The 15,294-nt window shown below is 40.9% G+C and carries 13 protein-coding genes; 6 read left to right on the top strand and 7 right to left on the bottom strand.

Annotated features, from left to right (window positions below; genetic code table 11):
• Positions 1-329: 329 nt before the first annotated feature.
• Together cysN and cysD are read right to left on the bottom strand one after the other, a co-directional pair.
• A complete protein-coding gene (gene cysN, locus CYK47_RS04240; RefSeq protein ID WP_122899241.1) occupies positions 330-1,946 on the bottom strand; it encodes a sulfate adenylyltransferase subunit CysN in 1,617 nt (538 codons plus the stop codon).
• A 151-nt stretch (positions 1,947-2,097) separates the two neighbouring features.
• Positions 2,098-3,012, bottom strand: coding sequence for a sulfate adenylyltransferase subunit CysD (gene cysD / locus CYK47_RS04245; RefSeq protein ID WP_122899243.1), 915 nt, complete (start codon positions 3,010-3,012; stop codon positions 2,098-2,100).
• Positions 3,013-3,366: 354 nt separating this feature from the next.
• On the opposite strand from cysD, the gene CYK47_RS04250 reads away from it, so the two are divergent.
• Positions 3,367-3,903 (top strand): hypothetical protein, encoded by a 537-nt coding sequence (locus CYK47_RS04250; protein ID WP_122899245.1) that lies wholly within the window; start codon positions 3,367-3,369, stop codon positions 3,901-3,903.
• Between the two features lie 30 nt (positions 3,904-3,933).
• Here the strand turns inward: CYK47_RS04250 and CYK47_RS04255 are convergent, their stop codons facing one another.
• Both CYK47_RS04255 and lysS read right to left on the bottom strand, forming a co-directional pair.
• Positions 3,934-5,379 (bottom strand): capsule assembly Wzi family protein, encoded by a 1,446-nt coding sequence (locus tag CYK47_RS04255; protein ID WP_502697047.1) that lies wholly within the window; start codon positions 5,377-5,379, stop codon positions 3,934-3,936.
• 249 nt (positions 5,380-5,628) lie between these two features.
• Positions 5,629-7,158 (bottom strand): lysine--tRNA ligase, encoded by a 1,530-nt coding sequence (gene lysS / locus CYK47_RS04260; RefSeq protein ID WP_122899248.1) that lies wholly within the window; start codon positions 7,156-7,158, stop codon positions 5,629-5,631.
• A 203-nt stretch (positions 7,159-7,361) separates the two neighbouring features.
• On the opposite strand from lysS, the gene CYK47_RS04265 reads away from it, so the two are divergent.
• Positions 7,362-7,865, top strand: a complete 504-nt coding sequence (locus CYK47_RS04265) for a YqiA/YcfP family alpha/beta fold hydrolase (protein ID WP_213072421.1) — start codon at positions 7,362-7,364, stop codon at positions 7,863-7,865.
• A gap of 48 nt (positions 7,866-7,913) precedes the next feature.
• Here the strand turns inward: CYK47_RS04265 and CYK47_RS04270 are convergent, their stop codons facing one another.
• Entirely contained in the window at positions 7,914-8,456 is a 543-nt protein-coding gene (locus CYK47_RS04270) for an adenine phosphoribosyltransferase (RefSeq protein WP_122899253.1), read from the bottom strand.
• Between the two features lie 430 nt (positions 8,457-8,886).
• On the opposite strand from CYK47_RS04270, the gene rubA reads away from it, so the two are divergent.
• The 4 genes from rubA to oxyR all read left to right on the top strand — a co-directional run bounded on the left by rubA (position 8,887) and on the right by oxyR (position 12,158).
• Entirely contained in the window at positions 8,887-9,051 is a 165-nt protein-coding gene (rubA, locus tag CYK47_RS04275; protein ID WP_122899255.1) for a rubredoxin RubA, read from the top strand.
• Positions 9,052-9,116: 65 nt separating this feature from the next.
• Positions 9,117-10,292, top strand: a complete 1,176-nt coding sequence (locus CYK47_RS04280) for an NAD(P)/FAD-dependent oxidoreductase (RefSeq protein WP_122899257.1) — start codon at positions 9,117-9,119, stop codon at positions 10,290-10,292.
• A gap of 12 nt (positions 10,293-10,304) precedes the next feature.
• Positions 10,305-11,246 (top strand): alpha/beta fold hydrolase, encoded by a 942-nt coding sequence (locus CYK47_RS04285; RefSeq protein WP_122899259.1) that lies wholly within the window; start codon positions 10,305-10,307, stop codon positions 11,244-11,246.
• A gap of 6 nt (positions 11,247-11,252) precedes the next feature.
• Positions 11,253-12,158 (top strand): LysR family transcriptional regulator OxyR, encoded by a 906-nt coding sequence (oxyR, locus tag CYK47_RS04290; protein WP_122899261.1) that lies wholly within the window; start codon positions 11,253-11,255, stop codon positions 12,156-12,158.
• A 226-nt stretch (positions 12,159-12,384) separates the two neighbouring features.
• On the opposite strand, the gene ppk1 is transcribed toward oxyR, so the two are convergent.
• Together ppk1 and mtgA are read right to left on the bottom strand one after the other, a co-directional pair.
• The gene (ppk1, locus tag CYK47_RS04295) at positions 12,385-14,466 is read right to left on the bottom strand and encodes a polyphosphate kinase 1 (RefSeq protein WP_122899263.1); all 2,082 of its coding nucleotides are present in this window, start codon (positions 14,464-14,466) and stop codon (positions 12,385-12,387) included.
• A 115-nt stretch (positions 14,467-14,581) separates the two neighbouring features.
• Positions 14,582-15,256 (bottom strand): monofunctional biosynthetic peptidoglycan transglycosylase, encoded by a 675-nt coding sequence (gene mtgA / locus CYK47_RS04300; RefSeq protein ID WP_122899265.1) that lies wholly within the window; start codon positions 15,254-15,256, stop codon positions 14,582-14,584.
• Positions 15,257-15,294 lie beyond the last annotated feature (38 nt).

Consider the following 15,294-nt stretch of genomic DNA (forward strand, 5'->3'; position numbering starts at 1 on the left):
TGAATATATTGAGATGTTCTACAATACAAAACGCAGGCATGGTTCCAATGGTCAGCGTTCTCCATTAGATTATGAAAAGGCCCATCAAAAGATGGTTACGTGTGTCTAGAATTTTGGTGGCTATTCAAATATATACTTCAGACCACCTAGACAACTTTTATATAGATGATCTACCAAGGTTCGCATATCAAACATATAGAAATTTTTTCTTTAGCTGGCAAACACTAGAGGATTTAGGAATTAAAACTTCTAACGAATAAACGGTAGGTATTTACCAATTCAATGAAAAAACCCGCTTTTCAGCGGGTTTCTTTTAAATCAATTCAGTCTTATAGACGAACTAACTCAACAATCTTCTCAGCAAGCTCTTCAACGGCTTCAACAGCAACAGTTGCATCTGTACCTTCAGTTGCATCTGTAACCACAACAACACCTGTTTCACGGAGCAATGCCACTTGCGCAGCATCTAGACCTGCTTTGGCAATCGCTACAACACCTTGTTGCAGCAACAAGCTTTCTAAAGCTTGTACATTTTCAAGTGCAGCTTTCGACACAGTTACCGCAGCAGGTTTTTGACCTAAACGTGCAGCACGATCTTCTGCTGTCACAGGGTTGCTATGTGCAGTCCATTCCACAGCTTCTTCGACCATACCCGCACCAATCGTCACGTTATTTAAACGGTCAATGAAGATAAACGAACCTGTATAACGGCTGTCTTGGTAACGGTCAAATACCACTGGCGCATCAAATTCAACGGTTACATTGGCAATCGCGTTTAGCTCCAAGTTTTCAACTTGAACTTTTTCCAATGTATTGACGTTGGTACGGTAGTTAATAGCCGTAACTTTTGCAGGAACAGTTTGCGTACCCACTTTTAAGTTATATAACTTACCAATCACAAGCGGTTGATCCGCCATCCAAACTACAGTCGCATTCACCGAACGTGAGATATAAGGTGCAGCTTGATCTGCACGTACAAGCACGTTACCACGAGAAATATCAATTTCGTCATTTAGCGTTAAAGTGACCGCTTGACCTGCAACAGCACGCTCAAGGTTGCCATCGAAGGTTACGATTTCTTTTACTGTTGAAGATTTACCCGATGGTAAAGCAACAATCTTGTCACCCACAGCGATATCGCCAAGCGCAACAGTACCACAGAAACCACGGAAGTCGAGGTTTGGACGGTTTACATACTGCACAGGGAAACGGAAATCTGCTTTCGCTGAGGTACGGTTAATTTCAACAGATTCTAAAGAACCCATTAACGTCTCACCTGTGTACCACGGCGTATTTGCAGACTTGTTCACCACGTTATCGCCATTTAATGCAGAAATTGGCGTAAAGATGATATTTGATGGCTTACGGTCGCCTAGTTGGTTCACGAACTGCGCATATTCTGCTTGGATTTCATTGAAGCGTGCTTCAGAGAATTCCACCAAGTCCATTTTGTTGATCGCAACAATAATGTTCTTAATGCCAAGTAAGCTTGCAATAAAGGTATGACGACGGGTTTGCGTTTGAACACCATAACGTGCATCAATCAAGATGATCGCAAGGTCACAGGTCGATGCACCTGTTGCCATGTTACGGGTGTATTGTTCATGCCCCGGAGTGTCGGCAATAATAAACTTACGTTTTTCAGTCGAGAAATAACGATACGCGACATCAATGGTAATCCCCTGCTCACGCTCTGCTTGTAGACCATCCACAAGTAAAGCCAAGTCAGGTGCATCACCCGTTGTGCCGACTTTTTTCGAGTCACGCGTTACGGCTTGCAATTGATCTTCATAAATCAATTTTGAATCATAAAGCAGGCGACCAATTAACGTTGACTTACCGTCATCGACGTTACCGCAGGTCAAGAAACGCAATAAGTCTTTATTTTCATGTTGTTTTAAATAGCCCAAGATATCTTGGCTAATCAGTGCTGATTGATGAGACATCGCTCAAACTCCACCTATTCTTTAGAAATCGGTTAAATCTTAAATCCCTCTAAAGCTCCCTTTGATAAAGGGAGACTTTGCTCCGCTTTGAAGCCCCTCTTTGAAAAAAGAGGGGTTTGGGAAGATTTTTTAAGGGAAGATTTGAAGATACTTAGAAGTAACCTTCTTGCTTTTTCTTTTCCATCGAGCCTGCTTCATCATGGTCAATCATACGACCTTGACGTTCAGAACTCGTCGCAAGCAGCATTTCTTGGATAATTTCCGGTAAGGTATTGGCAGTTGACTCCACTGCACCTGTTAACGGGTAACAACCCAAGGTACGGAAACGCACCGATTTCATTTGTGGAACTTCACCTTCTTTTAAAGGCATACGTTCGTCATCTACCATAATTAAAGTACCGCTACGTTCCACTACAGGACGTTCGGCAGCTAAATACAATGGCACCAATGGAATACTTTCTAAATAAATGTATTGCCAAATATCAAGCTCAGTCCAGTTTGATAATGGGAATACACGAATACTTTCGCCTTGGTTGACTTTACCGTTGTAAAGATTCCAAAGTTCAGGACGTTGGTTTTTCGGGTCCCAACGGTGTTTTGCATCACGGAATGAATACACACGTTCTTTGGCACGGGATTTTTCTTCATCACGGCGCGCACCACCAAAGGCAGCATCAAAACCATACTTGTTTAAGGCTTGTTTTAAGCCTTGGGTTTTCATGATATCAGTATATTTCGAACTACCATGATCAAATGGGTTAATGCCTGCATCTTTCCCTTCTTTGTTTTGATGCACAATCAAATCAAAGCCATGCTGTTTGGCCATATTGTCACGGAAAGTGATCATGTCTTTAAACTTCCAACCCGTATCTACATGCAGTAGTGGGAATGGCAGTTTGGCAGGATAGAACGCTTTGAGGGCTAAATGCAGCATCACTGCTGAATCTTTACCGATTGAATACAGCATCACCGGATTTTCGAATTCGGCAGCAACTTCACGGATGATATGAATACTCTCAGCTTCAAGCTGTTTAAGATGAGTAAGTCTTTCCTCATTTAATGACATGGACAACACCAGCTTAGAATATGTGTACTTATTACACTTTTAAAGATATTTGCCCATTATAGTGATTTACTTTTCATAACGATTGCTTGTTTTATGATATTGATATGCAAAATCATCATATAGAACAAAACTGATATACCGTATAAGTTTTTATGAAAGAACAACTTAAGTTAAACAGTTTTTAAAAGCCGATCTATAGCTATGATCCAGTTCAATACTCAAGCCATTTATTATTATTGATTTTTCACTTAAATTTAAGCCATAAACTCAAGCTTTTTTGCCTCTAACGATTGGCAAAGTGCAAAAATCTACCTAAATTAGGGTTTAACTTTGTTTTTGCGGTTATTCTCTCCTATGTTGAACTATGATTTAGAGACTTTAAAACATAAAATCGAAGCAGCTCAATTGGCTGGCTTTATCTATCAACATCAACAACATATCTTAGTGTTACAAGAACCTTTAACTGATCAAGGCGAAACCTTAAGCTTTTTTGCCCAGCATGAAAGCAGCAGCGATCAAATTGGCTTGCAATTCGCTATCAAACTTGTCGAACAACAACTTAGCTTTTTAATCGGTGTGACCCACAGTAACCAAGATCGTGGTTATGAAATTGGCGCAGGAAATTTAAAAGGCGAACAAAAAGCCTTTAACTTGCTGTATGCCTTTTATAACTATCCTAAAGCATTTTACTTGCTCGAATTGCCACTGTTTTCTAATTCAGCTCAACTCGAACATGCATTAACAGAACAATTATTCAATCGTCCTGAGCTGGCATTTATTCAAACAGCCACTAAGACCAATCCACGCGGTCAACAAGTAAAGTGGATTAAAGACTATATTGTGCAGCAAAGTTTAGATATGAAAGTGCGTATTCAAACAGCTCTGCTCTAAAGAAAAAAGCCCCAAGTCTGGGGCTTTTGCTTAATAACCGAATAACTGGCGATCTAAAGGTAATTCAATACCAATCGATGCTCCGACATCACTGCCGTTTTGGTCAGAGTCACTGACCCATGCATTAATATTCAATGGTACATCGGCATGCAAGCGGTGCTGCCATGTGACATCTACAGCATGTAGTTGATCCTCTTGATTAAAGGCTTGATTGGTGTCACGCTTAGATTGATTCAGCTTGGCTGACAAGACACGGCCACTCACACGGTTTAATGCATCGATATGCATATGACCACCTAGCGAGATCATCTCTGCGTCACCACCTAAGGCATGTCCAAGAGGGAAACCATGTTGATAATAGCCATCGGTGTAACGACTATGGTTATATGAAATTCCACGCACTTCACCATTGGTACGCGTATCTACCCATTCGGCATATACTTGATAAGGTTTATTGGCCAAACTCGCAGAATAATCTACACCCGCCAAATACATTTTTTTAGATGGCAATAAACCTGCTTCATCTTCACCGACATATTGCCCATAAACACTCATAGGCAGATCAGTCCACTGCTTTAAGTTCAAGCGTGCATCAAAACCTGCAATTTGGTTAGAGGGATCAGGTTCACCTGTGCCACCGTTATCTTTATTACCCACTAAAGCATCCCAAAGCGAATTTAAGCTCTCTGGACGCCCCTTACCGCCCCATTGAATAGCCCGTGATGCTGCTAATTCTAAATAAGGCAAAGGTTGAGCACTAAAACGTAAACCAATCTGTTTTGCATCAGGAATGGCGCGATAATCATCTAGCTGACCAGCAAAAGCCTGATACTGCCAAGGGCCAAGCCAAGCCAACCATGGCGTGCTTAAAGCACTTTGCTCGGCACGTTGCATAGTCACCCCATATACAGGACGACTCGCATCACCGCGAATTAAACTACCATCATGCCCTGGGCCCCAATAACTTGGAATTTGCCCAGCGATCAGCCATTGATTCCAAAACTTAGCAGCTAAATATGAACCCTCTAGATTAAAGTCTTGATCATGGTCAATCTGTAGATCTTTTTCTGCATTGACCTTAAGTTTAGCTGCCCAGTGTTCTCCAGAAAAATTGCCTTCTACGCCCAATTGATACTGGGCTTTAGCATCATCTGCAAAAGCTTGTGGCAGATTTTTTTGTTCAGTTTCAGCTAAAGCATGCAGTTTAAATCCTGTATTTTGCCCAGCTAGATGCTGTTGCACTGCCTGTAGCACTTTTTGTTGACTCGGATTTTGTACTTGAGCCTGTTGTAAGGCACGTTGCACTTCATCGCCACTCAGCGGCCAAGTTGAGGTACTGATTTGAATAACACCTTGCTGATTCAACCAGTTTAAGTCCTCACGTAATTCTGCATCATTAAAAAGTAGTCCTTGCGCATAGGCCTGACTACCACACAAAATACCTAGACTCAGAGCAATAATTAACTGTTTTATCATCATAAATTCATCATCTACTTTATTTTATTGACTTGGCTGTATTGTTATTAAAGTTATTCTATATATTTTATTTAGTAACACTTCATAAATAATAAAATCATAAAGCATACAAAATATATCAAATCATGTATGTAATTTGATTTGAAGTATCTCTAAGGCTACAGTGTTATAAATTGGTAAATAGCACAGTGCTAAAAAAACCCGCACATGGCGGGTTTTTTTAATGTTATCAGACTGCAATATTGGCAATTATGCCTGTTTGTGACGCATATGCGGGAATAAAATCACATCCCGGATACTTGCTGCATTAGCAAATAACATCACTAAACGGTCAATACCAATACCTTGACCAGCTGTTGGCGGCAAACCATATTCAAGCGCTTCAACGAAGTCAGCATCATAATGCATTGCTTCATCATCACCTGCATCTTTCTCTGCAACTTGTGCTTGGAAACGCTCCGCTTGGTCAATTGGGTCATTTAATTCTGAGAAACCATTCGCTAACTCACGACCACCAATAAAGAACTCGAAACGATCAGTAATATGTGGGTTATGATCATTACGGCGTGCCAGTGGTGAAGTTTCTGCTGGATATTCAGTAATAAAGGTCGGTTGACGAAGCTTGGTTTCTACAGTTTCTTCAAACACGATCGTTTGTAACTTACCTAAACCAAAACCAGGTTTTACTTGCTCTTTGAGTTCTTCTTGTACAAATTTAGCCAAGAACTCACGGTCATTCACATTTTCAGGGGTAAATTGTGGGTTATGTTCAAGAATCGCATCAAACATTGAGATTTTCTTGAATGGACCTTTAAAGCTATATACTTCATCGCCATACGGCACATCAGTTGAGCCCAAGATATCAATGGCTAACTTCTCAAGCATATTTTCAGTCAGCTGCATTAAATCTTTATAATCAGCATAAGCTTGGTAGAATTCAATCATGGTGAATTCTGGGTTATGACGTGTTGATACACCTTCGTTACGGAAGTTACGGTTAATTTCAAATACGCGCTCGAAACCACCTACCACTAAACGTTTTAAGTACAGCTCAGGCGCAATACGTAAAAACAGTGGCATATCTAAAGCATTATGATGCGTTTCAAATGGACGCGCAGACGCACCACCTGGAATCACATGCATCATTGGTGTTTCAACTTCCATAAAACGTTGTTCTGTTAAGAAAGCACGAATTCCTGAAACTACTTTAGCGCGGATTTCAAAAGTCTTACGAGTTTCTTCATTCACAATTAAGTCTAAATAACGTTTACGGTATTTAACTTCTGTGTCGGTTAAACCGTGGAATTTGTCTGGAAGTGGACGCAATGATTTGGTTAATAATTCAAAGTGTTCGATATGCACATACAGATCACCTTTACCAGAACGACCGATATAACCTTTCACTGCGATAATATCGCCTAAGTCTAAGCCTTTGATCGTTGCAACAGTATCTGCATCTAATTCTTTACGTGCCACATAAAGTTGAATACGACCTGTCATATCTTGGATCACGATAAATGAACCACGATTGAGCATCACACGCCCAGCAACCGATACATAGACTTTTTCACCTGCTTCGATGTCTTCTTTAGACACTTCAGCAAATTGGTCTTGTAAATCTTGTGCGTAATGTTCGCGTTTAAAGGTATTTGGCCAAGGGCTCGTACCAGTTTCTTGTGCCTTGTCTTGAATTTGTTTTAACTTGGCATGACGCTGTGCAATTAAATCGTTTTCGGAAATGGTTTGTTCAGAAGTCGACTGAGCGTTTTGTTGCGTCATCTCTGCCTCGAAATAGCAATAAAATAGAAGTTGCATAGCATAGCAGATTTACAAGAAATTGCGTAAGTGTTCAGGCGCATGCAATTAAAATTTTGCTTCGCCTAAAGTCTATAAGACCAAATGTGAACTTTTTAAAACATAAAACTCACCTAAAATAAGATCAAAGAAATAAATGAACAATCACGTATTTTCTCGTTGAGACAATGACAATGCCACAGCCCAAAATTTTATTTTTCCATGGATTAGATTCATCCAAAGAGTCCACTAAATTTTATGCGATTGATTCTGATCATAAATTTTGTTTAAGCGTCGATTATCGCGCCTTGAGCTTTCACAGTGTTTATCAATTTTATCAAGATTTAATTGAGACCTTAAAACCCGATTTAATTATTGGACATAGCTTAGGTGGTTATTGGGCGCTAAAAATGTCCTTTTGGAGCAAAACTCCAGCTATAGTTGCCAATCCTAGTCTCGCGCCTAGTTTTCGTGACGATTATCCTGCTATCAGCGAACACGATTTAGAGCATGATATTTTACAATTGGCTTATTTAGAGCTAGATGATGAAATTTTAGATATGCATGCTGTACAAGCGCAATTAGAGCCGTATATGCAAGTGGCAGCCGTGGCAGGTGGTCATCACCGTTTGGCGCGTCCTGAAAATATCAATGTCTTGATTAAACAAATGCAGCTGTTACAACAGGCCTAAAAAAAGCCTTGGCAATGCAAGGCTTTTTCCATACTTAATTTAAGTCGATTAAGCAACGTCTTGTTGTGGCTGAGATTTATCATCTAATACTGACCAGATATTTAAGCCTAAATCACCATGTAAATCAGGTAAGTCTAGGAAAATACTCGCACCTAAAATTTGGTGATTACATTTTTCTGCCAATTGTTTCACTGCTTTTAAAGTGCCACCCGTCGCAAGCACATCATCAACAATAATAATTTTTTGTGCTGGTACTTCAGCAGACATTTCTAAACGGTCTAAGCCATACTCTAAGCTATAACCCACGCCAACTACAGGCGGCGGTAATTTACCTGCTTTACGTACTAAAACAAGACCTTTACCCAAGCGCTGTGCCAATAAGCTGGCTAACACAAAACCGCGTGCTTCTACTGCTACAAAGCTATCTACTGCGTCAAGTTGCTCAGCTGGAATACTGGCAATTAAGGCATCAGTTAATGGCTCAATGCTGCTCATAAATAATGGAGTTAAGTCAAAGAATTTAATCCCTGGTTTTGGGAAATCTTGCACTGTACGAATATGAGACCACAACGTTGTAGATAAATTGCTCATGGGAGAAATAATCAATAATAAGAAAGAACGTGCCGAATTTTAACGCCAATTGTTAGGCATAGCTAGAGCATCAAAATTAAATTCGCTCAATTAAAAATCAGTGTTTTTTTATAATTTATTGATTTAATTATATTATTTTTTAAATAAATATTAACAATATATCTATATTATTAAATTATAGCTAAAATTAATGGGTTTTTCTGCGCGACTTTAGTCTAAATATTCACGCTCAAGCGCACTTGATTGTATCTTGGTCGCTATCTCCCTTAAACAATTGCATGGTTTTTACAAATATTAGCGCTAAAAAGGCATTGAAACGTATATTTACTTTACTTTGATGCTTTTAGCGCGTAAGAATTTCTATAAATAGCCTTATAATAACGATCTTTATTTTTCGCTGACCCAATGTTGGTCAGCACTGGAGAGTCAGATGAAGCAGTATCAATGTATCGTATGTGGTTGGATTTATGACGAAGCACTCGGTTGGCCAGAAGATGGCATCGTAGCAGGTACTAAATGGGAAGATATTCCAGATGATTGGACTTGCCCAGATTGCGGCGTATCAAAAGCTGACTTTGAAATGGTTGAACTCTAAGCAACCATAAAAAGACCATCCTTGTGGTCTTTTTTTGTTTTTCCTATTTAAAGAGAGATTAATTTATGCATCCCATCGTCATCATTGGTTCAGGTATGGCAGCATATGCTGTAGCGCGTGAGTTTCGTAAACTCGATCCAGACACAGCGCTTATGATGATTTGTGCCGATGACGCACGTAACTATGCCAAGCCCACTTTATCCAATGCTTTAGTCGGCAATAAAGCACCTGCACAAATTGCGCTTGGTGATGCAGAAAAAATGAGCAATCAGCTCAATATGCAGATTTTAAATCATACTTGGGTTAAACAGATTGATACGGCAGCACATTGCTTAAGCTTAGAGAAAGAAGGACAAACCACTCAGCAAAGCTATAGCAAACTCATTTTAGCCTTAGGTGCCACGCCCATCCGTGTCCCCCTACAAGGCAATGCTGCAGATCAATTACATGTAGTGAATAACCTCAATGATTACACAGCTTTTCGTGCTGAATTAGATCAAAAAACTGCACAGCGCGTGGTGATTTTGGGTGCAGGTTTAATTGGCTGCGAATTTGCCAATGACTTACAACAAAGTGGTCATCAAGCCACTGTGATTGACTTAGCCGAGCAACCATTGGCGCGTTTACTACCAAGCGATGTTGCACAAGTCTTCCAAGAAAAATTACAACAGGCAGGTATTGGTTTTGAACTTGGCACTACCGTGAATGCCATTGATCAACATGCAGATGCCTATGCGGTCAGCCTTGCCAATGGCAAAGTTTTAGATGCTGATGTGCTGTTATCAGCCATTGGTTTACGTGCCAATACCCAACTTGCTGAACAAGCAGGCATTCAAGTCAGCCGCGGTATTGTGGCGAATACCCAACTTGAAACCAGTGTTGCAGATATTTATGCCGTGGGTGACTGTGCCGAAGTTCACGGTACTTTATTACCGTATGTCATGCCAATTATGCAACAAGCACGAGCTTTAGCGAAAACCCTAAGCGGCACTACCACGCAAGTTCACTACCCTGCAATGCCAGTGGCAGTCAAAACGCCAGCCGCGCCTTTAACCGTATTACCTATACCGCATGAGGTTGAGGTGTCGTGGACGATCGAAACCCAAGAAGATGGCTTAATTGCCAAAGCCATAGATGCAAACGACACTTTACGTGGCTTTGTCTTATTGGGTGCAAGCGCAGGCAAACAACGTTTAAGCTTAAGCAAACTTGTGCCTGACCTGATTCCTGCAGCGCTTTAAGGAGCATTGCCAATGACTGATGCACTGAAGTTTAAAGCCTCACCTTATACTTCTTTTATGCAAGAGACCAAAGTCGATTTAGGCAATGGCATTGAGTTGCATGTCGAAGTGGGCGGTAAAGCCAATGATCCAGTGTTACTGTTGATCATGGGACTCGGTGCGCAGTTACTCTATTGGCCAGATTTTTTCTGTAAGTCACTTATTGACCAAGGTTTTCGGGTGGTTCGCTTTGATAATCGCGATATTGGTTTATCCTCCAAAGTGCATTATCAAGGCCCAGCTTTAAGTCTGCCTAAACTTATGGGACGCTTTGCCTTGGGGCTTGAGAATCAAGGTGCGCCTTATAATTTGTATGATATGGCTGATGATGTTGCCCTGCTCATTGATAAAATGCAACTCGGACAAGTCTATGTGTTGGGTGCTTCGATGGGCGGTATGATTGCGCAAATTTTAGCAGCACGCTATCCAGAACAGGTCAAAGCTTTAGGACTGTTGTTTACTAGCAACAATCAACCCCTACTGCCACCGCCTTTTCCTAAGCAATTATTTAGTTTAATTGGACGTCCCAAATCCAATGCTGAAGATGATATTATTGACCATAATCTACAAATCTTTAAAATGATCGGCTCGCCCGGCTACCTAAACCAAGTCGAGGCAGTTCAAACGGTGCGAAAACTCTACCGACGAAGTTACTATCCAACTGGTGTACTTCAACAGTTTTTCGCAATATTATGTACCGGTTCTTTACTTAAACTGGATCAGCAGATTCATCAAGCAACCTTAGTGGTTCATGGTTCGCAGGATCGTTTATTGCCACCAGCGCACGGTAGAGCCATTGCTAAAGCAATTTCAGGCGCTAGATTTGAATTAATTGAAGGAATGGGGCATGATATCCCTCCGCATTTTATTCCATATCTTAGCGGATTATTTGCTCATCACTTTAAATCTAATTAGGACACTATGGCTGCATTACCATCCTTAAGACAGCTGTCATACCTTGTTACACTGTCTGAAACGCTGCACTTCACTGAAGCAGCGCGTCGATCTTTTGTGACCCAGTCAACCCTGTCTGGCGGGATCATGGAATTAGAGCGCTTACTTGGTGGCGTCCTCGTTGAACGTGATCGTCAAAATGTACGTTTAACTCCACTCGGCGAACAAGTTGTGGCACGCGCCCGTGTTCTACTGGCTGATGCTCAAGACTTAATGCGTTTAAGCCGTGAGATGAGTGAGCCGCTAACTGGCGACTTACATTTAGGTATTATTCCAACCATTGCCCCATTTATCTTGGCGCAATTGTTAGATGAAGTACATAAACAACTGCCAAAAATTCAGTTGCATTTACACGAAGCTCAAAGCGAAAAAATTGTTGAAAAACTTGAACACGGTAATTTAGATATGGTGGTGCTTGCATTGCCGTTTGATACCCGTGGTTTAAAAGTCGCTGAAGTGGCGCGTGAAACATTATATTTAGTGTGTAACAAAGCCGATCAACATGCTTTAAATGCCAATTCACTGGATCAACTCGATTTATCGCGTTTAATGCTACTTGAAGAAGGTCATTGTTTACGTGATCACGCTTTAAGTGCTTGTCCAATTGGTGAACGTAAAAATGACCATCGCTTAAAAGCCAGCTCGCTACCGACTTTGGTTGAAATGGTGTCTGCAAACTTAGGCTTTACCTTATTGCCTGCAATTGCGGTACATACCACCATGATTAAAGCCAATCCAGACTTAAGCGTGAAAGCGATTGAAGCGGGTCCAAGCCGTACCTTGTCTTTGGTTACCCGTAAGAGCACCCCGCTACAAAGCGAATTTGATGTGTTATTACAAATTTTGCAAAAAATCACTCAAGATTTACGCTAAGCCAAAGACCCAAAAGAAGGAGCACTCGGCTCCTTTTTTTTATGCATAAAAAAAGGCTTGTGTCTAAACAAGCCTAACTTGAATACCCAATCTCAACGACCTTCATTCAAGAGATGGAATGCCCTCTTATATGCCAGAATTTATAAGAGGAATCATGATTTTATAAATAAAAAATCAAGCTCACCATCCCTTAAATGGGGTATTTTAACACCCTAAGAATGCTGGACTATTGGATATGCTCAATTAACACACGCTGAGCATTATGCGCCACATCGGTGTCTTTGGCTTTAAAGCGCAGCCAAGTGCCATCGCTTTGTAAATCCCAAGCTTGTTGATTATCTTTAAGATAATTGAGCAAACCATATTGATAAATCCGTTTTTTCAATACAGAATCTTCTACAGGGAAACAGGCTTCGACGCGATTAAATAAATTACGATCCATCCAGTCAGCACTTGAGCAATAAATACGTGCATCACCATTATTGCTAAAATAATAAACACGGGTATGTTCTAAGAAACGCCCCACAATCGAACGTACCCGAATATTTTCTGATAAACCTTTTAGGCCTGGGCGTAAGCAACAAATAGAACGAATAATTAAATCAATTTGTACACCCGCTTGCGATGCTTCATACAGTTTATTAATCAGTTGTACTTCGGTTAAGGCATTGACTTTGACAATAATTTGCGCAGGCTTGCCCGCTTTAGCATTGGCAATTTCTTCATCAATAAAATGAATGAGCTGTGCATGCAAAGTAAATGGCGCATGTAATAACTTTTTCAGTTTGGCCATTTTGCCCATGCCGGTCAGCTCTTGGAAAATGCGATGTACATCTTCACACAAGTCTTTATCAGTGGTCATTAAGCCATAGTCAGTGTACATACGCGCATTGCCAGCATGGTAGTTACCCGTACCTAAATGCACATAACGCACCAATTTATTATTTTCACGGCGCACAATCAAAATCATTTTGGCATGAGTTTTATAACCCACAATGCCATATACCACCACAGCACCCGCTTCTTGTAACACATTGGCAACAGCAATATTGGATTCTTCATCAAAACGCGCACGTAGCTCAATCACAGCAGTAACTTCTTTACCGTTACGTGCCGCTTCTGCCAAGACTTGTACAATTTCAGAATCTGGGCCACTACGGTATAGCGTTTGTTTAATGGCTAATACTTGTGGGTCACGCGCTGCCTCACGTAATAAAGAAATGACTGGTGAAAATGATTCAAATGGATGATGCAGCAAGATATCTTGCTTTTGCATCGCGCTAAAGGTGTTATCGGCTTTTTTGAGTACCCTTGGAATTACAGGCACATGCGTATCATAACGTAAATGCGGACGTTTAAAATTCGATAATAAACGCGCCAAATTGACTGGCCCATCCACTTTATACAATTGCTCAGGTTCGAGATCAAACTCATTGAGCAAATATTCATAAATAGGTTTTGGACAGTTCTGCGTCACTTCTAGACGTACCGCACGACCAAAACGACGTGAACTCAGCTCACCTTTTAAAGCTTTGGCTAAATCTTCGACGTCTTCATTTAAGGCTAAGTCGGCATTACGGGTGACACGGAATTGATAGCAACCCGTTGCCGTCATACCAGGGAATAAATCTGACACATGCTCATGAATAATCGCTGACAACATCACATGATGCTCTTTGCCGCCAGTGAGTTCATCTGGCAAACGTACCACACGCGGCAGCGAGCGCGGTGCAGGTACGACCGCAAGGTCAATTTGACGACCAAAAGCATCTTTACCTTCTAAAGTTACAATAAAGTTGAGTGATTTATTGACTAAACGCGGGAACGGATGCGCAGGATCTAAACTAATGGGGGTTAAAACAGGCGCAACTTGCTCTTGGAAATATTTTTTGACCCATGCTGATTGGGCTGGAGTCAACTCACCACGGCGTAAGAAGCAAATATCTTCGTCACGCAGCTTAGGTAAAATTTCTTGATTTAAAATGCGATATTGGCGTTCAATGGCTTCATGTGCAGTTTTTGAGATCTGTTCTAGCACTTGCTTAGGAGTTAAGCCATCTGGGCTTAAACTTTCATTGCCTAAATCAAGCTGCTCCATTAGACCCGCAACTCGAATTTCAAAAAATTCATCTAAATTACGTGAAAAAATCAGCAAAAAATTCATGCGCTCAAGCAATGGATGCAAAGGATCCACCGCTTGTTCAAGGACACGTAAATGGAAGTCTAAAATAGATAGCTCACGGTTAATGTAGCGATCGTTATAGCTATATTCCACAGGGCTTGGCAAGGTGTCTACTGAAGTCGTCATATTTCAACTGCGCCTATTTTTTTTGAAATCATCTTTCGACTAGTATGCTTGAAATTTATGACAATAAGATAAAAAAAAGCGCAACAAATTGCGCTTTTTTGCAACAGTTAAACCATTAAGGGATTTGGCTATAACGCATATATTTACGAATCATTTGTTTACGCGCATTTAAGCGACGGTCATGACGATGCTTTTGGTAATATTTAGGATTGGGCAAAATCGAGGCTAAAAACACCGCTTGCTCACGGCTAAGGCTGCGTGAGCTTTTCCCAAAATAATGCTGTGTAGCGGCTTCAATCCCATAAATATTGTCACCAAACTCCACCGAGTTTAAATACACTTCTAAAATACGCTGTTTGCTCCACATCCGTTCCATCATAAAAGTAGCCACTGCTTCTTGACCTTTACGTACAAAAGAACGCTTATTGTATAAAAATAAGTTTTTCGCCAGTTGCTGTGAAATGGTCGACCCCCCTGCTACCACTTTACCTTGATCTTTATTGCGTGCTAAGGCATTTTGCATACCATCAAAATCAAAGCCTTTATGCTGCAAAAACTTACCATCTTCAGCTGCCACCACCGCGCGTTTGACATAATCACTGATTTGATCATAATCACGCCACTCATGTTGAATAGGTTCATTGGGATTAGACCAATAATCAAGGCGCATAAACATGGTAGTTTCAACGGGATGCGTACGCCACCATGTTAGGCTAGCAAAGATCCACAATTGGATCAGCAGCACAAAACTGATCAAAATAAGAAGTGTACGAACAATAAAGGCTTTCATGCTGCTGCATTTCCCCTGCAGGATAAAATTTTCGTGAT

Origin of the sequence: Acinetobacter sp. B51(2017) (assembly GCF_003711395.1) — a bacterium.
Taxonomy (GTDB): Bacteria; Pseudomonadota; Gammaproteobacteria; order Pseudomonadales; family Moraxellaceae; genus Acinetobacter.

Bases quoted from the DNA above. Each gene is read 5' to 3' on its own strand.
- cysN (WP_122899241.1), bottom strand. From the start codon at position 1,946: ATGTCTCATCAATCAGCACTGATTAGCCAAGATATCTTGGGCTATTTA.
- cysD (WP_122899243.1), bottom strand. From the start codon at position 3,012: ATGTCATTAAATGAGGAAAGACTTACTCATCTTAAACAGCTTGAAGCT.
- CYK47_RS04250 (WP_122899245.1), top strand. From the start codon at position 3,367: ATGTTGAACTATGATTTAGAGACTTTAAAACATAAAATCGAAGCAGCT.
- CYK47_RS04255 (WP_502697047.1), bottom strand. From the start codon at position 5,379: ATGATAAAACAGTTAATTATTGCTCTGAGTCTAGGTATTTTGTGTGGT.
- lysS (WP_122899248.1), bottom strand. From the start codon at position 7,158: ATGACGCAACAAAACGCTCAGTCGACTTCTGAACAAACCATTTCCGAA.
- CYK47_RS04265 (WP_213072421.1), top strand. From the start codon at position 7,362: ATGACAATGCCACAGCCCAAAATTTTATTTTTCCATGGATTAGATTCA.
- CYK47_RS04270 (WP_122899253.1), bottom strand. From the start codon at position 8,456: ATGAGCAATTTATCTACAACGTTGTGGTCTCATATTCGTACAGTGCAA.
- rubA (WP_122899255.1), top strand. From the start codon at position 8,887: ATGAAGCAGTATCAATGTATCGTATGTGGTTGGATTTATGACGAAGCA.
- CYK47_RS04280 (WP_122899257.1), top strand. From the start codon at position 9,117: ATGCATCCCATCGTCATCATTGGTTCAGGTATGGCAGCATATGCTGTA.
- CYK47_RS04285 (WP_122899259.1), top strand. From the start codon at position 10,305: ATGACTGATGCACTGAAGTTTAAAGCCTCACCTTATACTTCTTTTATG.
- oxyR (WP_122899261.1), top strand. From the start codon at position 11,253: ATGGCTGCATTACCATCCTTAAGACAGCTGTCATACCTTGTTACACTG.
- ppk1 (WP_122899263.1), bottom strand. From the start codon at position 14,466: ATGACGACTTCAGTAGACACCTTGCCAAGCCCTGTGGAATATAGCTAT.
- mtgA (WP_122899265.1), bottom strand. From the start codon at position 15,256: ATGAAAGCCTTTATTGTTCGTACACTTCTTATTTTGATCAGTTTTGTG.